This is a genomic window from Pseudohongiella sp. O18, from assembly GCF_021729085.1.
Taxonomy (GTDB): Bacteria; Pseudomonadota; Gammaproteobacteria; order Pseudomonadales; family Pseudohongiellaceae; genus Pseudohongiella.
Map to the genome: position 1 here is coordinate 1059445 of NZ_JAJSAR010000002.1, position 22727 is coordinate 1082171.

The 22727-nt window shown below is 55.7% G+C and carries 11 protein-coding genes; 7 read left to right on the forward strand and 4 right to left on the reverse strand.

Annotation, left to right across the window (positions count from 1 at the left end):
• Together LVD14_RS12140 and smc are read right to left on the reverse strand one after the other, a co-directional pair.
• The coding region (locus LVD14_RS12140; protein WP_237134330.1) for a hypothetical protein at positions 1–1476 on the reverse strand (1476 nt) is incomplete at its 3' end.
• A 30-nt stretch (positions 1477–1506) separates the two neighbouring features.
• On the reverse strand, positions 1507–5007 hold the full coding sequence (gene smc, locus LVD14_RS12145; protein WP_237134331.1) for a chromosome segregation protein SMC: 3501 nt from the start codon (positions 5005–5007) through the stop codon (positions 1507–1509).
• 147 nt (positions 5008–5154) lie between these two features.
• On the opposite strand from smc, the gene LVD14_RS12150 reads away from it, so the two are divergent.
• The 5 genes from LVD14_RS12150 (at position 5155) to LVD14_RS12170 (ending at position 16167) form a co-directional block, all read left to right on the forward strand.
• The gene (locus LVD14_RS12150) at positions 5155–6285 is read left to right on the forward strand and encodes a hypothetical protein (RefSeq protein WP_237134332.1); all 1131 of its coding nucleotides are present in this window, start codon (positions 5155–5157) and stop codon (positions 6283–6285) included.
• A 372-nt stretch (positions 6286–6657) separates the two neighbouring features.
• Positions 6658–9297, forward strand: a complete 2640-nt coding sequence (locus tag LVD14_RS12155) for a hypothetical protein (RefSeq protein WP_237134333.1) — start codon at positions 6658–6660, stop codon at positions 9295–9297.
• A gap of 129 nt (positions 9298–9426) precedes the next feature.
• Entirely contained in the window at positions 9427–10455 is a 1029-nt protein-coding gene (locus LVD14_RS12160) for an MraY family glycosyltransferase (protein WP_237134334.1), read from the forward strand.
• 211 nt (positions 10456–10666) lie between these two features.
• On the forward strand, positions 10667–13351 hold the full coding sequence (locus tag LVD14_RS12165; RefSeq protein ID WP_237134335.1) for a hypothetical protein: 2685 nt from the start codon (positions 10667–10669) through the stop codon (positions 13349–13351).
• Between the two features lie 188 nt (positions 13352–13539).
• The gene (locus tag LVD14_RS12170; protein WP_237134336.1) at positions 13540–16167 is read left to right on the forward strand and encodes a hypothetical protein; all 2628 of its coding nucleotides are present in this window, start codon (positions 13540–13542) and stop codon (positions 16165–16167) included.
• A gap of 120 nt (positions 16168–16287) precedes the next feature.
• Here the strand turns inward: LVD14_RS12170 and LVD14_RS12175 are convergent, their stop codons facing one another.
• Positions 16288–17418 (reverse strand): porin, encoded by a 1131-nt coding sequence (locus tag LVD14_RS12175; protein ID WP_237134337.1) that lies wholly within the window; start codon positions 17416–17418, stop codon positions 16288–16290.
• 176 nt (positions 17419–17594) lie between these two features.
• Entirely contained in the window at positions 17595–18221 is a 627-nt protein-coding gene (gene msrA / locus LVD14_RS12180; RefSeq protein WP_237134338.1) for a peptide-methionine (S)-S-oxide reductase MsrA, read from the reverse strand.
• Between the two features lie 164 nt (positions 18222–18385).
• Between msrA and LVD14_RS12185 the strand changes: the two genes are divergently transcribed.
• On the forward strand, positions 18386–19564 hold the full coding sequence (locus LVD14_RS12185) for an aspartate aminotransferase family protein (protein ID WP_237134339.1): 1179 nt from the start codon (positions 18386–18388) through the stop codon (positions 19562–19564).
• 142 nt (positions 19565–19706) lie between these two features.
• A complete protein-coding gene (locus LVD14_RS12190; RefSeq protein ID WP_237134340.1) occupies positions 19707–22664 on the forward strand; it encodes an EAL domain-containing protein in 2958 nt (985 codons plus the stop codon).
• Positions 22665–22727 lie beyond the last annotated feature (63 nt).

Below are 22727 nucleotides of genomic sequence, written 5' to 3' on the forward strand. Positions count from 1 at the left end.
CTCGACAGCAGCATGAACTGAGACACCGCTCTGCTCAAGCAGTTCATCAAGCACATCATCCAATTCTTCTGGCTCAGCGCGGCGACGCGGTTGTTCTGCCGGCGGCTCTTCGTCTGCGGCATGCCATTCCTCGGCATCACCAGCGCCGTTCACCTCTGCTTCGTCATCCTCATCTGTCTCATACAGATTGGACTCAGACCAGTCCGGTTCATCCAGACCGGACTCTTCCGGATCCAGTTCATCCAGTTCAGATTCATGAAGGTCAGACTCCAGCTCTTCCAGATCAGAGTCCTGCCAGCCCTGACCGTCCCAGCTGTCGCTGCTGTCGTCCGCGACCTGCTCATCCATGTTCACTTCATCGTCGGCTCCGCGCTGAGCGCCGAACGATGTTGCTGAGGAGAACTCAAATTCTGTGTCGGAATCAGCGTCTTCACTGTCTTCCGGGTCTTCTTCAGTGACTGGCTCCATTACGGTATCAAAACCAGTCTCACTCTCTTGCATGTCCTGATAGGACTGCTCTGGCTCAGCTTCAGGCTGAATCTCTGGCTCTGGCTCATACTGAAGCTCTGATTCCGCATCCACCGCTTCATCTTCAACCAGCTCATCATCAGTGGAATCCGCATCAGTCTCAGCAAATTCAGTATCCCAGTCCCCGGATGCACTGGCGTCAAAGGTTGGTTCGGTTCGTGATGCTGTTTCGTCGGAGCGTCTATCAGCCGCCACTTTCACTTCCCTTACTGGTGATACATCATCCAGCCAGTCGTCATTGTCGTCGTCATAACTGTGAGCCGAGGCACGATCGACCGCGGCACCCCACTCCTGATCAGTATCAGTATCAGCGTCGGCGGCGGCCAGGTCTGTTGCCTCTTCTATAGGCTCATGTACAGGTTCTTCTTCAGGCCCAACGTTTGAGTCAGCCACTTGTTCCGCTGCCTCGGCAGTTTGATGATCCTGCGACTGCTCGGCAGCAGGCTCTTCTGCTTGCGGCTCAACTGCTAATTCTGGCTCGAGGGAATACGGCTCTGTCGGTTGCCAGCTGCCCTCTTCCTCGACTAAAGGAGATGTGGATTCCTGGCTTGCCACGGTACTGGCAGCAACTCCCGCTGCCGCTGCTGTAGTATTTTTCAGCTGGCCTTCTTTTAAATGACCCTTTGCACGCGCGAAGGTATCCGTTGTCTTTTTTGGGAAGGTCTTGGTCGGCGATGACAGGCTGCCGGGGCCACGTGCAGCCGGAATACGGTCGTTGGGCAGACCGTGCTGGCGCATCACCTCGGCAAAGGAACGCTCTACAACCCTGGCACCACCGCTGGGCAGCTCGCGCAGCTCGAGTTCTTCGAGGTCATACTCGGGAATGTTTTTTTCCAGCTGGAATTTGATTTTGTTTTTGCGACGACGCATGGCCACGTAAATGCCACGCAGCAGCACGACGATGATCGCCAGAATCAAAATCAAAATGAGAAATTCCCGTAACATCATTGTTTTGCAGTTCCTTTAAGCGCACGGGCCTTACATCGCAGCCAGTTCGGCTGCTTCTTCAATATCTACCGCCACGATTCGGCTGACACCGGGTTCATGCATGGTGACACCCAGCAGCTGATTGGCGGTTTCCATGGTCAGCTTGTTGTGCGTGATAAACACGAACTGTACCGTGTCGGACATCTCTTTGACCAGCCGGCTATAGCGTCCAACGTTGGCGTCATCCAGTGGCGCGTCAACCTCGTCCAGCATACAGAATGGCGAAGGGTTCAGACGGAAGATCGAGAATACCAGCGCGATGGCCGTCATGGCCTTTTCACCACCCGACAGCAGGTGAATGGTGCTGTTACGTTTGCCCGGCGGGCGCGCCATAATGGCGACACCGGTATCCAGCAGATCGTCACCGGTCATGTCCAGGTAGGCATGGCCGCCACCAAAGACTTTGGGGAACAGCTCCTGCAGGCCGGCGTTGATCTTGTCAAAGGTCTCCTTGAACCGGGTACGCGTTTCGCGGTCAATCTTGCGGATAGCGTTTTCCAGCGTGAGCAGTGCCTTTTCCAGGTCTTCGTTCTGCGCGTCCAGGTAGACTTTACGTTCGGACTGCTGCTGGTATTCCTCAATCGCTGCCAGGTTGATGGCACCCAGCCGGCTTATACGCTGACCCAGTGACTCCAGTTCCTGCTCACAGCCACTGGCGGTCAGATCTTCGGGCAGATTGGTGAGCACGGTATCCAGGTCATAGCGCGCCTCACGCAGTTGTTCCGACAGGGCTTCACGCTTGACCAGGTCGCCTTCTGTTTTCAGGCGGTTCTCCATCAGCTTTTCACGCAAGCCTGCAGCCTGACGTTCAAAGCCGGCACGCTGCTGCTCCATGGCACGCAGCTGATGTTCGTTGTCGTCGGCTGCGGCTTTGGCAGTGTTCATCTGCTCTTCCACTTCCAGGCGTCTTTGCAGCAGCTCTTCCAGCTCGGCACGCTTGCCTTCCAGCGGCGAGTCGGACTCGGACAGCTGTCTCTCAATGGATTCAATACGTTCGCGGGAACGCTGCACCTGGGTATTCATGCGCGCCATGGTGTCTTTTAATGAGCTGATCTGTGAGTTCAGAAGCTGCGCACGCATGCTGATCTGATGATGATGATCCTTGTCGTGACGGGCTTTCTGGCGCACCTGATCCAGGGTCTGGCGCAGATCATCGCGCTGCTGCAGCAGCTGCTCGCGGCGTTCCACATCCTGCTCCATGGTATCCAGTGCGGCCTGCAGACGCTCGCGCGACTGGGTGATATTGTCCTGTTCAAACTCCAGCTGCTTTTGCAGTTCTTCCAGCTCGTGCTGGACACGCTGGCGGCGCTGGTTGGTCTGCTCTTCTTTCATGATCTTTGCACTGAGGCGCGATTTCAGGTCGCTGTATTCGCGGCTCAACTGTGCAATCTGACGCTGCACATCTTCGCGTTGCGCTTCCAGGTCGCGCAATGCATCGCGGCTCTGTTGCTGCTGCTCGACCAGATCATCGACCCGCGCCTGCAGTTCTTCCATCTGCTCGCTCAGACGGGCCATCTCACCTTTACGGGCCAAAAGACCTTCGCTGGCATCCACAGTCTTGCGCACGCGAATCCAGTTGCGACCCAGCCAGACACCGTCGCGCGTAACAATGGACTGCTCATCGCGCAGACTGGCGCGCTGCGCCATGGCCTGTTCCAGCGTGTCGGCAACCAGAATACCCGCCAGCATGGGGCCGACGTCGATCTTGCCGCTAATCTTGCTGGCAAGACTGGCGGCATCTGACGAGGACTGGGAGCCAGCTCCCTCGCCGACCAGCGTCACGCTGGGCACATCAGCCACGTCCGAGCCGATCGCCCCGCCAAGATCCTCTACGCAGACAGCCTGCAATGTGTCACCCAGCACCGCTTCAACCGCTTTTTCCCAGCCCTCGGCGACACGAACCAGCTCGCCAAGGCGCGGCCGCTGCGACAGTCCGCGCTGATCCAGCCACTTGTTCAGCTTGTCATTCTTCTGCCCCAGTGCGGCCTGCTGCAGCGCTTCCAGCGAGGCGAACTGCCCTTTGTATTTCTGCAACTCAGAGCGGGTCTGATCCAGCGACTGCGACAGCTGCTGACCACGACCACGCTCCTGTTCGATGCTGCCAGCCAGGTCGGAATTGCGCGTCTGTTCGGCATCCAGCGTGTCTTCCATCTGAGCCACCTGCATGGACAGCTCATCAATCGCATCCTGCTCGGGGTTTTCACCCAGGGTCTCGCGCTCTTCTTTTAATCGTGCACGCCGCTCTATGCCGCGCTCAACAATCTTTTCCAGCTGCTGGATACGAGACTGTTCAACTTCGGCAGTCTGACGGGGCTCTTCCGAGCGCTGACTGAAGGTGTCCCATTCGTGCTGCCAGTTCTGCATGCGCTCTTCAGCTTCTTCCAGCTGAATGGCAGATTCCTCGGCAGTGCTTTCGGCCATTTCCAGCTCGGGCTCCAGGCCGTCCAGTTCATCCTGCAGCGTGTCCATTTTCTGCACATCGACATCCATCTCTGCCTGTGATTCGGAGAAATTGCGACGATTGTCATCAAGATCAGCGCGCAGCTGTTTCATGCGTTCGATGTGATGCTCGATGGACTGCTCGATACGGGCGATATCACCACCAATGGAATAGTAGCGGCCCTGCACTTCACTGAGCTTGTCGTTCAGGTCGGTCTGGTTCAGCAACAGTTGTTCATGCTGGGCGTCCAGCGCACGCTGCTCGGCGATGACAGCCTCAATCTGCAGCTCCAGATCCTTGATGACGGACTGTTTGGACTCCACTTCCTCATTCAGGGCACGCCAGCGAATAGCATTATACTGCGCATTAAGATCACGCTCTTGAGCCTTGTATTCCTTGTATTTTTCTGCCGCCTGCGCCTGACGATGCAGATGCTGAAGCTGACGGTCCAGCTCTTCGCGGATGTCGGTCAGGCGCTCCAGGTTCTCGCGGGTTCGCTTGATGCGGTTTTCGGTATCGCGTCGGCGCTCCTTGTATTTGGAGATACCTGCTGCCTCCTCAATGAAGATACGCAGCTCTTCCGGTTTGGACTCGATCAGACGCGAAACCATGCCCTGCTCGATGATGGAGTAGCTACGCGGACCCAGACCGGTGCCAAGGAAAATATCGGTGATGTCACGACGACGACACTTGGTGCCATTTAACATATAGACGTTTTGACCGTCGCGGGTCACTTTGCGCTTGATGGAGATTTCGCTGAACTTGGCGTACTCGCCCTTGATGCGGTTGTCGCTGTTATCAAATACCAGTTCGATGCTGGCCTGGCCCACTGGTTTGCGCCCCCCCGAGCCGTTAAAGATGACGTCGGTCATGTTCTCGCCGCGCAGGTTTTTGGCGGAACTCTCGCCCATCACCCAGCGCACGGCGTCGATGATGTTGGATTTACCGCAGCCATTGGGGCCAACGACGGCACAGAGATTACTGGGAAAGTTGACCGTGGTGGGATCCACAAAAGACTTGAAACCGGCGAGCTTGATACTTTTTAAGCGCATGTTGTGAAGCTTACTCTAACGTCCTGTTGTGTATTTGTTATCAACGGGAGAGTGTAGCTTAAAAAGCCGAGCCGGAGGGATTATTTTTTTAGTGATAACTGCTAAGCTTTGGGGCTTGCAAGGACCTTCAGAACGAGACCCGGACTTATGGAACGCACCACGCTGCTGGCTACCGCACTTTCCCTTTCTACGCTTTCTCTCTCAGGACTGGCGCAGGCACAACAACCCTCCGGCTGGATTGGCAACGGCCATACCAGTGCCTACACGCTGGGCGCAGGCGAATTTGAACTGAGCGGCAGCCTGTTGCGTGTAGATGACACCATTGATTTCCTCGATTTGCGTGAGGAAGTGCTGGCCAATAACAACCGACTGACTGGCAACAGCGGCGACCTGGAAGGCTCGCGCGGCAACCTGCGCGTAGGCATCTGGCGCGGCATGGAGTTGTTCTACAACCGCCAGCAACAGGATCTGACCTTGAAAGTTGCGCCCAACTCTCGCGTGGACATCGCGGATCTGGATGAGAAGCTGCAGACTACCAGTACCTCCTGGGGCGGCAAGTTTGTGTTTTATCAGACGGCCAATCCGGTGCCGCAGCGACCCTGGACCAGCGCCGCACTGCAGGTGAAATACACGGAAAATGAAAGCGACGATTTTGGCGGCTTTCTGGAAACCCTGCGCTTTGACGCCAATATTACGATTCAACTCGATCCACCACAGCGCTTCAGCCTGGACCGCCTGAAGGATGACGGCTGGCAGGCCCAGCTGATTTTCACCCATGGTATGGGTGATCGCCTGGCGCTGAGCTACTGGGCGGGTTATGGTGAGCAGGACTCCAGCTCCGGTACCAGTACCGAGATCGAGCAGACGTCGCTGCAAAATGCATTTCTGCAGACCTTTGATGTGTCAGAGGAATTGCTGACCGCAGGTGTCAGCCTGAACTGGCAGATCACGCCCCGTCTGCCGCTTCAGATCGGCTACGAATACATCAACATCCGTAACCGGGATGCTGTGATCAACAGCAGCAGCAGTCCGCTGGTCCCGGGCTTCCTGCGCGGCAGCAATCTGAATGCCAGCGCGGACAATAATCACACACTGTATGGGTCACTGAACTTCTGGATCAGCCCGCATATCTATACCGGGATATCTGGCAAGCTGTATCGCAACCAGTACACCGGCATCATGCCGCATTTTAACAATCCGCTGAGTGGCAGTTTTTCAGACATTACCTACGGCCACCTGGAATTGACGCTTGGCGTAAAATTTGCAGCGCTACAGTAACGGGACAGCTGGTGCAGGTTTAGGCAGGCTGGAAGCGGCACGTCGGGACAAGTTTGCACCCTGGGCGTGCGCACGTGCATTTAAGTGGTGCGCAGGTTCGATTAGCCATCCGGCTAATCGAACCTGCGATCAAAAAATGGCAGACTGCCTGTAAATTTGCGCTTAGGTCGCGAGCTTAAGTCACGAAAAGTAATTAGAATTATTTCAGAATGCGCTAACATTTTGACACATATCTATGGCAGAATCTGATATGTCTAAATCTGTGCTTTCGCCGCTATCTAATCCAACATGGCAGGCTTGTGACGTAAGGCATTGAAACACTTTTAAATTCACGAAATATTTCGATTGCAATCGCATTTTGAGGGACACGCAATGAACAACAATCAACGCTTCGTGAAAAAGCGTCTCGCGCAATATGTAGCAGCCTCGCTCATCGCCGGCATGAGCACACAGGCGCTGGCTAATGACTTCACGATTAATAATGGTCAACTGACGATCAGTAACGATAACAGTTTCTCGCAAACCGTCACCGTGGGTGCCAACGGCATCGTAGGATCCGTTGACAACGTGCCTGTCAGTAACAACTTCGGCATCCCGAATTTCAGTTTTGACCTGGTCAACTCTGCGGCGACAGCAACCAACGGAACTTACACATTTGAAGTGGCCGTGGCCATCCAGTCAGACAGTGTTGCTAATCGTCGCTTTGAGGCTTACCTCGGCAACCTGTCTCTGACAGTCAACGGCAGCACAGTTACCGGCACAATTCCCAATCAGGACCTGGTGGTACTGGCCCGTGATGGCGCTGTGAACGCTACCGCGGTGATCAGCAATAACTCCGCGTCCAATGGCGCTGTAACCATCAGCGGCGGCAGCGTGACCTTCAGCGGCTCCAACCTGGTCAACCGTCTGGTTAATGCCAATGCTGCGTTCCAGACCATTCTGAATGCGTTTAACGCCGGTGGCTCTTACACCTACACTGTGGCAATTGAGCAGACCACCGGTGCCCAGGCAACCCGGTTCGGTCGAATTGTGAATGGCACATTCTCACCATTCCCTCGTGTTCAAACTGTGTGCTCGCTGGCCACCAACTCCCAGCTGAGCAACGTCTTCACGCTCAATGGAACCGTGAATAATGCGCCCTACGCGATCAGAACGCTGCTGTCGAACGCCTACGCGGTGCAAGGCAAGTTTGGCGTGCAGCAGGCAGCTTCGGCAGGCGCCCTGACGGCGTTCACTGAAGACTGTACCGAGCAGACCACCGGCGGTGGTGGCGGCAACGGTGGTGGTGGCGGTGATACTGGCGGTGGCACTGTCGTCGTTAACGAAGACGAACTGAACGAGCAGGATCAGCAGCTGGACAATCTGGACAACACGGTCGAGCAGGAGCTCTCCGGTGGTGGTACTGTGTCGGATTCGACCGTCACCCAGACAAATACAGCCACGAATACCGCGGTCACCAATATCAATAATGTGGTCAACAGCATCAATACTGGTACCACTGTCAGCACCAGCAACCTGCTGAACACCATCTCGGTAGTTGCCAAGGCAGGCAGTACCGGTGCGACAGTAGCCAACGCAACCGCCGACGCAACTGCTAAAGAACAGCTGATCACCAACTCGCGAACTGTTCTCAATGCCAGCGCGACAGCACTTACGTCGCTGGCTGCTCAGTCCCAAAGTAGTACTGCCCCAACCTTGACGGCCGCGCAGGTCACTCAGGTAAAAACGGCAACCACCAATCTGCTGTCCACTGCATCGACACTGAGCACACAATCGACCAGTCAGACGGACATTGCTGCGGCAGCCCGCGCAGCCGCCGAAGTCATTAACGCCAACCGACGCCTTAACGTGGCGGCTGACGCAGCGCTGGTGACCTCAATCTCTAACGCCAGCACGCAGATCGCGACGGCAGCCATTCGTGCCGCACTGGGCAATAGCAGCGCGAACGACGCCGAAATTACGGCTGCACTGCAGTCAAACCCGGACCTGGCTGAGCAGGTGTTGAACCTGGCACTGCCAATCCCTCCGGCCCAGGTTGAATCCCGGCAGGAAAAGCTGGACAAGGTCAACAACGCCTCTGCCACTGCCAACCTCAACGCCGCCGCACGCAGCCGTCTTGCCGACGCAACGCGGGACAACTTCGTGGTGCCCACATCAGTGGTTGTTGGTGGTGTGAACATTCTCGACAAATTGCGTAACCTGTTCAGAGGCACTGGTACGACAGGCTTCAGCCTGGCGATTACCGATGAAACCGGTCGTTTCGGCGGCATTGCTGGTACCACCCACACCACTCAGGCCGCCATCGAAGTGGATGACGTAACGGGCACTGTCAAGGTGATACTGCCCGGTGAAACCTACTCCGGTGCGATTGTGTCAGTGAAATCCGTCCCGTCGACCGTTCCCAACGGCATCCGCGTCCGTCGCAATGGCAGTACTGTCATCGTAACCGATGGTGTTGCTGTCGAATTGGCGCCCATGGCCCTGGATGTGCTGGCCTTCGGTGCAGCTGTTGAGTCATCCGGTTACGAGTTCTCAACACGTGACAATGGCTCGTTCGGTCTGAATCTCGGCGGTGGTAACAGTTTCTCCGGCACCTTTGCCTACGACAACCTGACCGGTGCAAACGTAAGCAATTGCGGCACTGTAAGCTTCACGGAGCCAACCCGCGAAGTGACCGCAGCTGACTATGCCTTCGGCATCAATTGCGCCAATGGCACCACTCAGCGCGTCCTGCCTTTCCCAAGTAACACGTCATTCTTCGACAGTGTGAGAGCAGCAGGGCTGACGGTAGCTACCAATAGAAGCTCTGGCTTTATCACCATCAACGGTGTTGGTGTATTGAAGCCCAGCTTCTTTGTAAGCCCGCGGACTGCCGCTGAAGTCACCTTCTATGATGCCAACAAGGACAGTTTCGGCCTCGCCTATCAGGCGATGGACGTCAACGCCGATGGCAAAATGGATTACAAAGTGATCTCAGCGACAGGAACGCAACTGTTCTACGGCGTTAATTAAACATCGACGCTGGAATGCGAACCCGTCAGTCGGCCCCAGGCCGTAGCTGACTGGCGGGTTCCAATTGCAACACCAGATCAGGGATAGCAACAAAAAATGACTTTGGCAGCTCTAACAAGCGTATTTCTCGTGACGGCCTTCTGCCTGGTGGTGCTCCGCCCTCTGGCAGGTCGAATTGGCCTGCTGGATATGCCGGGTGGTCGCAAAAGCCATCAGCAGCCAACACCGATGATTGGTGGCCTGGGTATTTACCTGGGCACTGTCGCCATTTGTCTCCTCTCCCCGGTAGTGATGCAAAACTATCAGATTCTTCTTGCAGTCTCGGGCTTTGTGCTAGTAGTGGGCGTTATTGACGACCTGTATGACATACGTGCATCAGTGCGCATGGCCGTGCATGCGGTCGCCGCCTGGGTCATGGCAGTCAGCGCAGGTGTGCAGATAACGTCTTTCGGCGACATACTGTTTATGGGCCCACTTGAACTGGGTCTGCTGGCCGTACCAGTCACCTTGTTCGCTACGGTTGGCGTGATTAATGCGGTGAACATGAGTGATGGCCTGGACGGTCTGTCCGGCGGACTGGTCGTTATTGCCCTGATTCTATTATCAATAGCGGCTATGGGTGCCGGTCAAAGTGCCATGCTCAGCTTCAGCCAGATTCTGATTGTTTCCGTGCTGGCTTTTCTGACCTTTAACTTCCGGCTGATCTGGAAACGCAGCGCCCTGGTTTATCTGGGTGATGCCGGCAGCACACTGCTTGGTTTTATTGTCGCCTGGCTGGTGATTGCCGCGAGTCAGGGCAGCAATGCGTTTATTGCGCCCGTTTACGCACTGTGGTTCCTGGCCATACCCCTGATTGATACAGTGAGCCTGTTGATCCGCCGCCCTCTCCAGGGCCGCTCGCCCTTCTCACCCGGTCGCGATCATTTGCACCACCGTCTGCTTAACGCTGGCCTTAGCCCCCGCAAAACCGTGCTGATCATTCATGGCACAGCGCTGGGCATGGGTGGCATCGGCCTGATCGGCCACTTCACTGGCGCGCCCGAGTCCTTGATGTTTGCGCTGTTCCTGGCCGTGTTTGCGATTTATCTGCAGCTGTCCAAACGTGTACTCAAGCTGAACACCGACGAACAACAACGGCACGTTGACACCATTTCCTGACAGAATTTGTGATCTATCTGACCCCAATGCGGTAGTTACTGCTCGTGCCGGCCAGGCAGTCTGATATTGCCTGACAGGCGTCCTGTCCTCCCTCCTTATCATCTTGTAATTAAAGAATTTTGCACACAGGTCGATTGAGATATTGTGGTGCATTTGTTACTTTAGCGCCCGAATTTTTTTCTCAATCCCGCCCGATGTAAAAGGATCCTCAATGAAGAACAACCAAAGCTTCGTGAAAAAGCGTCTTGCGCAGTATGTTGCTGCCTCCCTGATCGCCGGCGTGAGCACTCCGGCACTGGCAAACGATTTCACTATTAACAACGGGCAGCTGACTATCAGCAACGGCACGTTCTCACAGACAGTGAACGTGGGGTCCAATGGCATTCTTGAGTCGATTAACAACGTACCGGCCAGCAACAGCTTTGGTATACCGAACTTCAGCTTTGATCTGGTGAATTCGGCATCATCAGCCAGTAACGGAACCTACACCTTTAAAGTAGGCGTTGCCATTTCCAGTGACACTAACAGCAATCGCCGCTTTGAGGCTTATCTGGGCAACCTGACACTTAACGTAAACGGCAGCACTGTGACTGGTACGATTCCCGGCGGTCAGGACCTGATCGTCATCGCTCGCGACGGAGCAGTGAATGCTACGGCTGTGGTCAGCAACAACAGTTCAGCCAATGGTCCGGTCACAATCAGCGGTGGCAGTGTGACCTTTAGTGGTACCAACCTGGTGAATCGCCTGACCAGCGCCAATGCCGCCTTCCAGACCATTCTGAACGCCTTTGATGCCGGTGGTCAGTATACCTTCCGCGTTATCATTGAGCAGACCTCCGGATCGCCTTCTACTCGCTTCGGACGAGTGGTGAACAGTCAGTTCACAGCTTTCCCGCGTGTACAGACGACCTGTTCGGCAGCGCCTTCATCACAGCTGGGTGGCGACGACGGTGTGTTCAGATTGCTGGGCACTGTCAACAACCAGTCCTATGAAATTGAAAACCAGTTCTCACTGGCCTATGCGGTACAGGGTAAATTTGGTGTTGGTCAGAGCGCTTCTACGGGTGCGCTTTCAACCTTTACCGAAACCTGTGTGGTTGACACTGGCGGCAGTGGTGGCGGCGGTAGCTCGGGTGGCGGCAGCACGGGCGGTGGAGGTACGGGCGGTGGCACCAACCAGCCTGTTAACCCGGTTAATCCCGAAGATATTACCAACCTGGGCAACACGGTCACTCAGGTGACGACTACTGTCGACAATGAGATTTCAACTGGTAACGTTTCTCAGTCCACCGTGACAACCGTTACTCAGACCACAAGTAATGCGAACAACCAGGTCACAACGGTACTGAACGCATTTAACAATCCCGGCACCACGGTGAACACCGACAACGCCCTGAATGCACTGTCAACAGCGTCCAATGCCGTCAGCACTTCGGGCAAAGCGGCGGCCAATACCAATGCGGACACTACCCAGCTGGTAGCGCAGACCAAGACTCTGATCACGGGCACCACGGACGTTATGAGGCAACTTACCCTGAAAGCGGTCCAGGACGCTACTCAGTCGGTGTTAAGCTCCGTTCAGAAAACTCTGGTTGCTAATACCTTTAAGAATGTCGTTAGCGGCTCTGCCCAGATAACAACCAAACTGACCAATCCTGACGATCTATCGGATATCAACCGATCCCTGAACAACTTCAGCAAGGATCTTATTCGTCTGCAGACGCCTGTGGATAATGATACGGTGACGACGCTGTCAAACGCCTCACGAGATATCCTTAAAAAGGATTTTGAACTTAAGTTTGGCGCCATAGTCACGGATCAGAATATTGTTCAGCAGTTTAACTCTGGAAATAGTCAGGTATACAAAAGCACGCTGACCCTGGCGGGCCTGCCACAAACCAGTTTCCCTACGGACTCAGAGTCTCGCCAGAACATCCAGAATTTTGGAGGTTCTGGTTTTCAGATAACCGATGACACCGTTCGATCGATCGCTTCCCTGAAAAGTAACTCCTCAGACTTGACGCGCACCCAGCGTACACTGCCAAGTGGTCAATTCGTGACGGCATCCAATGACTTTATTGGCTTCGCGCAGATTTTCGGTACGGGTAGTTTTAACCCTGGCAATCTAAGCAGGAGTGGCGGTATCAGTGCGCTGAGCAGCAGCACGCAGACGCCGGGCGTGGACTTTGTTGAGGCAGATAACTCAGCAACGATTAAGTTTGCAACCGAGACCTATCTGGCCACAACGCTGAGTGTGAAATCGATCCCGGCCGGTGCCAACGACTCTGTGACGTTTACTGATGACGGCCGTGCACTGGTCATCCGTAGCACAGGAGCTGCCTTTGAGTTGGCGCCAGCTGCCATTAATACGGTCAGCTTTGTAGCGGGCATTGAAGCGCTGAACTTCCCATTGACGACTCGGGGCGATGATGGCACGTTCTCGCTGGAGCTGGCGGGCGGTCAACGCTTCTCCGGCACGTTTGGGTTTGAGAACCACTTTGGCATTAACCGCACCACGTGTGGCCAGGTAACATTCGCCGAGCCAACCGTAGAAGTGAATCGCCCAGAGTACGCCTTTGTGATGAACTGTGCCAATGGCGCCAGTCAGCGCATTCTTCCGTATGTTTACGAAGCGAACTTCTATAGCAGCCTGACGGCTGCCAACCTGGACGTGACAACAGACCGTAACACCGGTTTTGTCACGGTCACCGGCGTAGGTACGTTTAAGCCGAGCTTCTTCGTCAACACGTCGACAGCAGCCGAAGCGGCCTATCGCACGGCTAATCAGGACGCCAACGGCATCGCTTTCCAGGCCATGGACGTTAACGCGGATGGCAAAATGGACTACAAGGTGATCTCAGCCGCCGGAACCCAGGTGCTGTACAGCGCTAACTAATCACAATGCTGTACCGCGATTCTGTCAGGCGGCGATGACTGTTCGTCGCCTGACACGAATTCCGGCCTCCCTTACTGATCGCCTTGTATAAAAAACTTCTCATTCGGGCCGATTGTGGAAACCTGGGGCGTCTGATATTTTAATCGACGCGTTGACTACTCCAGTTTTTCTTATGACAAGGGTCTACAATGAAGAACAACAAAGGCTTTGTGAAAAAACGTCTTGCGCAGTATGTTGCAGCCTCGCTGATTGCCGGCGTGAGCGCACAGGCACTGGCGAATGATTTCAGCATCAATAATGGCCAGCTGACCATCAGCAACGGCACGTTCTCACAGACAGTCACTGTCGGGTCTAACGGCATTCTGGAGTCGGTCAACAACGTCCCGGCCAGCAACAGTTTTGGTATACCAAACTTCAGCTTTGATCTGGTCAACTCGGCGACCACACCGACCAACGGCACTTATAATTTTAAAGTGGGCGTGGCAATCTCCAGCGATACCAACAGCAACCGTCGCTTTGAAGCCTTCATCGGCAATCTGACACTGAATATCAATGGCAGCACCGTCACCGGCACGATCCCCGGCAACCAGGATCTGATTGTGATTGCCCGCGATGGCGCCGTTAATGCCACCGCTGTGATCAGCAATAACGGTGCTGCCAACGGGCCAGTCACCATCAGTGGCGGCAGCGTGACCTTCAGTGGTTCCAATCTGGTGAATCGACTGACGAGTGCTAACGCGGCGTTTCAGACCATACTGAACGCCTTCGATGCTGGCGGGCAATACACTTTCCGTGTGGTCATGGAGCAAACCTCCGGGTCGCCTTCCAACCGTTTTGGGCGCGTGGTAAACAACACCTTTACTGCCTTCCCGCGTGTGCAGACCACCTGCGAGGCCGCACCATCCTCCCAGCTCGGCGGCGACAGCGGCGTTTTCCGTCTGTTGGGCACCGTGAATAACAGCAGCTATCGCATTAACAGTCAGTTTTCACTGGCTTACGCGGTACAGGGTAAATTTGGTGTCGGACAGAGCGCCTCTACGGCTGCGCTGTCGACCTTTACCGAGACCTGCGCGGTGGAAACCGGGGGCACGGGTGGTGGTAATACCGGAGGCGGCACAGTCGTTGTTGATGAACAGACCTTGAACCAGCAGAATGAGGTGGTAGACAATCTGTCTAATGTGATTGACCAGGTCATCAACACGGGTGGCGAGGCATCACAGGATGTCGTTAATCAGGCCATACTGGCGACAAACGATGCTACGAATAATATTCTCCGCGTCGGTACCACACTGGCACAAGGTGGCGCTGTCGATACCAACAACTTGTTGAACACTGTTCTGTTAGCCTCTAAAGCAGGCAGCACGGGTGCAACCGTGGCCACTGCGACGTCCAATGCTGATGCGAAACAGGAACAGCTTGCCTCTTCCCGGTTCGTTCTTAACGCCACAGCCAACGTGCTGTCAACACTGGCCAGCCAGACGCAGAGTGGCAGCACGCCGACACTTTCTGCGACTCAGGTGACTCAGGTAAAAACGGCAACGACGAACCTGCTGTCCACAGCATCAACTCTGAGCACGCAGTCCAGTTCTACATCAGACATCCGCGCCGCCGCAGCCGCCGCAGCCCAGGCCATCAATGCCAACCGGCGCCTTAACGTAGCTGCCGATACGGCACTGGTGACCGCGGTTTCCAACGCGAGCGCGCAAATCGCGACTGCTGCAATTCGTGCCGTGGCAGGCGCCAATGTGTCAGAGGCTGAAATCACCACCCTGCTTCAGCAGAACCAGGGTCTGGCCGAGCAGGTATTAAACCTGGCCCTGCCAATTCCACCAGCCGTGGTTGAAACGTCAGCTGAACGACAGCAAAAAGTTAATAACGCCCAGGCGACTGCCAGCCTGAATGCTGTGCAGCGCGCACGACTTGCCGATGCCACCCGTGACAACTTTGTGGTGCCGACTTCGGTGGTTGTTAACGGCGTCAACATTCTCGACAGACTGCGCAATCTGTTCCGTGGCAGCGGCACTCAAGGCTTTAGCCTGGCCATTACCGACGAAACCGGTCGCTTTGGCGGTATCGCCGGCACCACCCACACCACCCAGGCAGACATTGAAGTGGATAACGTGACCGGTGCGGTGAAAGTCATCCTGCCCGGCGAAACCTATGCAGGCGCGATCGTGGCTGTTAAGTCGGTTCCTGCAACTGTGCCCAACGGTATCCGGGTGCGTCGCAACGGCAACACCGTGATTGTGACGGATGGTGTTGCGGTAGAGCTGGCGCCGATGGCAGTTGATGTGCTCTCCTTCGGTGCAGCGGCTGAAACCGCCGGCTATCAGTTCTCGGGACGAGACAATGGCTCATTTGGCCTGAATCTGGGCGCCGGCAATACCTTCTCCGGTACCTTCGCTTACGACAACCTGAGCGGAAAGACGATCACTAACTGTGGCGCAGTCAGCTTTACTGAACCGACGACTGAGGTTAACAAAGCCGAGTATGCGTTTGGTGTGAAATGCGCCAATGGCACCACTCAGCGTGTGGTACCTTATCCGGACAACACTTCGTTCATTGACAGTGTGACGGCCGCCGGCCTGAGCGTGAATGCAGACCGCAGCTCTGGCTTCATCACGGTCAGCGGCGTGGGTGTCCTGAAGCCCAGTTTCTTTGTCAGCCCGCGCACCGCTGCCGAAGTGACTTACTTTGATGCCAACAAGGACAGCTTTGGCCTGGCCTACCAGGCCATGGATGTGAATGGCGACGGTAAAATGGACTACAAAGTGATCTCAGCCACTGGAACCCAATTGTTCTATGGCGTGAACTGATGGCAGTGCTGGCTGGAGACTCTTCCGGCCAGCCCACCCCCCCCGGTCCGCCTCAGAAACAAAAAGCCCCCGACAGTTTCAGCTGACGGGGGCTTTTTTTTCAGCAGAATTTCCCAGGCATTAGATGCTGATGCTGTAACGCACGTAGAAGTCCTGCTCGGAACGTTTGCGTAGAGCCGTGCGCTGCTGAATAAGGTCTTCACGCTGACGGACACGCGCCTCAAGCAGGTGGCCCGACATGGGGCGCCAGGCATAACGCACCTCGGTCAGTGAAGCGTTGTTGCCAAAGTCGGTGGACAGCAGCCAGCCAGCATCGTTTTCACCATGCACAAAACCCAAGCTATGCCCCGGGACGATGTCCATCAGGTTGATGGAGACCTGCCAGGCAAAACCATCTGCATCGCCAGCACCCGGCAGGTTCATCACGGCATTACGTGGGGTGTCAGGCGCGTAGGCAAGCTCAACACCGCTTACCAACGTCATCTCATTGCGAATGGCAACCTGAGTGGCCAGACGACCGGTGATACCGAGGTAATCCTCTGTCAGACCCGCTGCATAGCCGTTGTAGTACAGCGATGAAGGAATGTAGGTGATGTCCACTGAGCGCTGTGCCCAGAGACCATCAGTCTCGCGGCTGTCCAGTGCCAGGTAATAGGTGGCACGGCTTTCTGACTTGTCGAAACCAAGCGGGGCACGACGCAGGTTGGTCGGTCCCTCTTCTTTGTCGTTGCGCTCGATGATGCCGGTCAGGTTCCAGCCATTAGGGCCACGCCAGGTGCTCTGGATACCGTCGGTCCAGCCCACATCCCAGCTGGTGGAGTTGGTACGGCTGAATGACTTTGCCGCCACGCCAACCAGACGGTTGTTGCTCTGGAAACGGCCGATGCGGTGATCCCAGTTGCCGTAACGGGCGCGTACGTAGAGCTCGTCCAGTGTGCTCTGGCCGGGCTGAATACTGCTGCCGCCATTCAGACCGCGGTACAGACGGAATTCGCTGTCGTTATCTTCATGGTGGACGCGAGCGGCGTATCGGCCTTTGACGCTGTAGGTGTCGTTGATGGTCCAAAGCAGACCTGCGCGGGCGCGCAGTCGCCACTGACCATCGTCACGGTTGGTACCGTTGCGTTCGTCACGGTCGAAAGCATAGTAACCAAAGCGCAGGTCACCGGAAAATTCGGTGGATTGCGCCAGCGCAGATGAACTGATGGCAGCTGCCACCGCTGCACTCAGTGCCCAACAGGTATACTTCACGTAGGATCTCCCCTTTTAAAAACTAGTAAACAATCGCGCGTCAGCACGTATGCTGATCGCGCGATTCTTGACCGAATGGCTGCGTGTCACGAATTCGTAAATTATACGTCACACGACAGTTTCGTGACGCATTATCTACAATTAGATGACACTATCATGACAAACGCCAAATACTGTCAGATCAGACACTCAAGCCCGCGGATACCACAGTAGCCAGCGGGGTTCTTGTCCAGATATTGCTGATGATATTCTTCGGCATAATAGAAATCGGCCAGTGGCTTGATTTCTGTAGTGATGGCGTCATGACCGGCAGCACTGAGACGTTGCTGAACCACATCCAGACTGGCTTTGGCAGCTTCGAGCTGTTTGTCATTGACGGTATAGATGGCTGAGCGATACTGCGTGCCACGGTCATTGCCCTGGCGCATACCTTCAGTTGGATTGTGAGAGCGCCAGAACAAAGTAAGCAGTTCTTCATAACTTACTTTGGCCGGATCAAAAAACACCCGGACCACCTCAGTATGCCCGGTCTGTCCGCTGCACACTTCTTCGTAGGTCGGGTTAGGTGTAAAGCCCCCGGCGTAACCAACAGCGGTGCTGAAAACACCCGGCTGACGCCAGAAAACCCGCTCGGCTCCCCAGAAACAGCCAAGACCGAACACGGCCTCTTCCAGTGATTCCGGCAGCGGTGGCACCATGGAATTGCCAGTAACGGTGTGACGCCCCGAAATCTCCAGTGGCTTATCGCGACCCGGCAGCGCCGCATCGGCCGTTACCATTCTGGTTTTGTCATTGAACCACATGATTACATACTCCCGGGGTGTGCACCCCTGCTATACATCTGAAGGCAGGCTGCCTAGAATACCATACTCAGGTGCCCAGCCATGAGTTGAACCGAACACAAGATCCAGTGAATGGGTCTGAAAACAGGAATCGATTACAGGACAAACAGCGAATGACCTCAGCTATGCAGAATCAATCTGCCTTGATGGCCAACTACGGACACCCCGACCTGCAGTTCAGCCGGGGTCAGGGATGCTATCTTTATACGGAAGCCGGCGATGCCTATCTGGATTTTACGGCCGGTATTGCTGTGAACTGTCTCGGGCATTGTCACCCTCACCTGGTATCCACGCTGCAAACCCAGGCCGAAACCCTGTGGCACACCTCCAACCTGTTCAGCAATATTCCCACTGAGCGGCTGGCGAAGCGCCTGGTTGAAAAAAGTTTTGCCGATCGCGTGTTTTTTGCCAACTCCGGCACCGAAGCGGTTGAGTGTGGCTTCAAGATGATGCGCCGCTTCCACTATCATCACGGTCGCAAGGAGCGCGTGCGCATCATTACCCTGGCGCAGTCCTTCCATGGCCGTACACTGGCCCCGGTGGCCGCCTGCCGCAATCCGCTGCACACCGAGGGTTTCCTGGTTGGTGACGGTGGTTTTGACCAGGTGCCGTTTGGTGACCTGGAGGCCCTGCGTCAGGCCGTAACGGAACAGACCGCTGGCGTGATTCTGGAGCCGGTGCAGGGTGAAGGCGGCATTCGCCCCGTCACTGCCGAGTACCTGAAGGCGGTCCGGGCCCTGTGTGACGAACATGGCATTCTGCTGATGTTTGATGAAGTCCAGTCTGGCATGGGCCGCACCGGTTACCTGTTTGCACACGAGGCGCTGGGCGTGACGCCTGACGTGCTGGCGTCCGCCAAGGGGCTGGGTGGCGGATTCCCGATTGGCGCCTGCCTGTCGACCGAGCGGGTAGCTGAGGTCATGACGGCAGGTACCCATGGCAGCACCTTCGGCGGTAACCCGCTGGCAACATCCGTCGGTAATGCAGTCATGGATGTGCTGACCGACCCGGGTTTTCTGGAGACGGTCACCGAACGATCCACCCAGCTGCGCGCCGGGCTGGATAAGCTGATTAAACGTTATCCCAAAGTGCTGGCCGAACACACCGGCCTGGGCCTGATGGTGGGCCTGCGCTGCGTGGCCAGCAACGCCGACCTGATCAAGGCCATGCAGAAAAATCACCTGCTGGCGGTGAAAGCCGGGGGCAACTCCATACGTCTGTTGCCACCTCTGGTGGTCAGCCCTCGGGAAATCGATGAGGCCTTGAATTCACTCGAGAAAGCCTGCGCCAGCCTGCCCGTCTAAATATCGAACGTACGCTTGGCATATCAATATTTCCCTGCTAGATTAGCGGCCTTGTCACAAACTGTGACAAGGCCCATCTGTCTGTTACATGAAATGTGGTCGACAGTGCAGGTATAAACCAACAACATAAAAATAAGACCTGATGACCCCTGCCCTGCAACCGCAGCATACTCTGCTTTCTCTTTGCACCGACCTGTACTGGTGCCAGGGCGCCGATGGCCGTTGCCATCAGGTGGCCAGTTTCTCAACCAGCACAGACGCTGTGGCCAGACAGTTGCGACAGCACAGCTTTGACCAGCTGATCGCCCTTGAAGACCGGGAAGCCTGGCTCCATCAGCTGCATGGCGGGAATACCTTCAGGCGCTGGCAATGCCGCGTCAATACAGCAGAGGGCCACCGCTATCTGCAGATCGCCGCCACGCCGGTGATGGATCAGCGTGGCAAGTTCAGCCACTACGAATGCATGGCCGTCGACATCACCAGCGTACGCAGCCACGATGCCGACCTGGAACGCTTTCGCGCCGCCATGGACATGTCGCTTGACATGATTTTTCTGGTCGATCGCGAAACACTCACCTTTATTGATGCGAACGACACTGCCTGCCTGAGCCTGGAAGTCAGCCGTGAGGAGCTTATCTCTCAAAGCCCTGGCAAAGTGATGGGCTTCTCTGATGCCGAGCTGAATGAACGTTATGACCGACTGATCAAACAGGGTGTCAGCAGCCGAATCGAACGTCGCCTGCGGCGCTCTGACAACAGCGAAACCATTATCGAGATATACAGCCGTGCCACGGAGATTCAGGGACGCTGGGTGATCATTGGTGTGGGCCGTGACATCACTGCCCGCAAGCAGGCAGAAAATCGTGCACTGAGACTGCAGCGTATTTTCTCGGCGCTGAGCCTGACCAACGAGGCCATACTGCGCGCGGAAAGTCGCCAGGACCTGTTTGAGGATGTCTGTGCAGCCGCCGTGTCATCCGGCCTGTTCACGACAACATCAATACTGGCTCCCCTGAAAAGCGGTCGCTTCAAGGCCATTGCCAATGCCGGCAACTATACCCGCCAGCCCGAAAAGGTACTGGTCACCACGACGCCCGACATACCGGAGGGTCGCGGCCTGACCAGTGAGGCTTTTCGGAGCGGAAAGGCGCAAAGCAGCAACGATTTCAAAACTGATCCGCGCACCAGTCCATGGCATGACCTGGCTCGGCAGTTCGACATCGGCAGTGCCGCCGCCTACCCACTGTTCGAGCGCAAGCAGTGCATCGCAGTGATGCTGTTCTACGCCGGGCCAGTTGACACTTTTGACGCGCAGAATCAGTCCATTCTGCAGAGTATGGCCGACAATATTTCCTTTGCCCTGGACAGTTTTGCCGCCGACGAAGAACAACAGCGGGCAGCGGAAGCCATCCGGCGCAATGAACAACGCTTTCGCAGCCTGACCAGCCTGACCTCCGATTTCTACTGGGAGATGGATGCCAGCCTGCACTTTATCCAGTACGAGGGACGCATTATTGGTGAGAGCAACCAGAAGGCCGTCCGTACGCTGATTGGGCGCCATCTGTGGAATATGCCGGGTGTACGCGCTGACACCATGAACTGGCGCAAGTTTCGCCGATTGTTACGCCAGGAAAAAGCCTTCCGCGACTTTGAATTTTCGTTCACCAACGCAGAGGGTGTGATTTATCACCTGTCGCTGGCAGGCGAACCCATTTTTGATGATCAGCACAGGTTCTCCGGGTATCGCGGCATCTCGCGGGACATCTCCGACAAGAAGCGCGCTGACAACCGCATTCGTCATCTGGCCACTCACGACACCCTGACAGGCTTGCCCAATCGCGTGATGTTCACCGAGCTGCTGCGCAACGCAACCCGCACTGCCAGCCGCTATAAAGATAATGCCTTTGCTGTCCTGTTTATCGATCTTGATCGCTTCAAGACAGTCAATGACACCTACGGGCATCACGCCGGCGACCGGCTACTGGTGGAAGTTGCCAAGCGACTTCGACAGCCACTGCGCAGCAGCGACATAGTAGCCCGACTGGGCGGCGACGAATTTGTGGTCCTGCTGCACAAGGTCAGTGCTCGCGGACTGGCGCTGACCACTGCCAACCATATTCTTGAGACCTTCTCACAGCCCGTGAAAGTGGATGACCGCGAATTCATGGTCGGCTGCAGCATTGGTGTCAGCCTGTTTGGCATTGATGCGTTTAATGAAGAAGAACTGATGAATCACGCAGACACGGCCATGTATGCCGCCAAAGAAGATGGCCGCAACAACGTGCACTGCTACTCCGCCAAGCTGCATCAGCACACCCAGCGCCGAGCCGGGCTGTCACTGCAATTGCGCCAGGCGCTGCAGCACGATCAGCTGAGTCTGAACTACCAGGCAAAACTGGACATGAACACTGGTCAGGCGGTCGGTGTAGAAGCACTGCTGCGCTGGCATCACCCGGAGCTGGGCGATGTGTCTCCCAGCCAGTTCATCCCGATTGCCGAAGATAACGGACTGATCATTCCCATCGGTGAATGGGCTATCACGCAGGCCATAAAACAGCTTCACGAATGGGACGCACTGAATCTGCCGCCGCTGAATCTGGCGGTCAATCTGTCGGCCAGACAATTTAATTACCCGGAGCTTGGCAAGTTCATCATCAACGCTTTAAGCGCCGCCAGCATTGACCCACAGCGCCTGGAGCTTGAGATCACCGAAAGCCTGATGATACAGAATCCGGAGCATGCCATTGCTGTGATCAAGGCGATCAAAGCTACCGGCGTGCGTTTCGCGCTGGATGATTTTGGAACTGGCTATTCATCGCTGGGCCAGTTGCGCCACTACCCTATCGACACCCTCAAGATCGATCGCGCCTTTGTCCGCGACCTGGCCAACAGCCGGGAAGACCAGGCGATCAGCAAGGCCATCATCTCCATGGGCAAGACACTGGGGATGGCAGTCGTTGCCGAAGGTGTGGAAACACCGGATCAGTTGGCATTGCTAAGCCGGTACCAGTGCGATCAGATTCAGGGCTTCTTCTATCATCGACCAGTGCCGTCTGATGAGTTTGTAAGCTGGTACCTAAAACAAACACAAAATTTGTAGGGATATTATTCAAGTTTTGCAGGCCAATGCCGCTAGCTATTTTGACAATCCCTGTCATAGAGC

Excerpts from the sequence above, each read along its gene's own strand:
- LVD14_RS12150 (WP_237134332.1), top strand. The coding sequence starts at position 5,155 with ATGGAACGCACCACGCTGCTGGCTACCGCACTTTCCCTTTCTACGCTT.
- smc (WP_237134331.1), bottom strand. The coding sequence starts at position 5,007 with ATGCGCTTAAAAAGTATCAAGCTCGCCGGTTTCAAGTCTTTTGTGGAT.
- LVD14_RS12190 (WP_237134340.1), top strand. The coding sequence starts at position 19,707 with ATGACCCCTGCCCTGCAACCGCAGCATACTCTGCTTTCTCTTTGCACC.
- LVD14_RS12165 (WP_237134335.1), top strand. The coding sequence starts at position 10,667 with ATGAAGAACAACCAAAGCTTCGTGAAAAAGCGTCTTGCGCAGTATGTT.
- LVD14_RS12185 (WP_237134339.1), top strand. The coding sequence starts at position 18,386 with ATGCAGAATCAATCTGCCTTGATGGCCAACTACGGACACCCCGACCTG.
- LVD14_RS12170 (WP_237134336.1), top strand. The coding sequence starts at position 13,540 with ATGAAGAACAACAAAGGCTTTGTGAAAAAACGTCTTGCGCAGTATGTT.
- LVD14_RS12155 (WP_237134333.1), top strand. The coding sequence starts at position 6,658 with ATGAACAACAATCAACGCTTCGTGAAAAAGCGTCTCGCGCAATATGTA.
- msrA (WP_237134338.1), bottom strand. The coding sequence starts at position 18,221 with ATGTGGTTCAATGACAAAACCAGAATGGTAACGGCCGATGCGGCGCTG.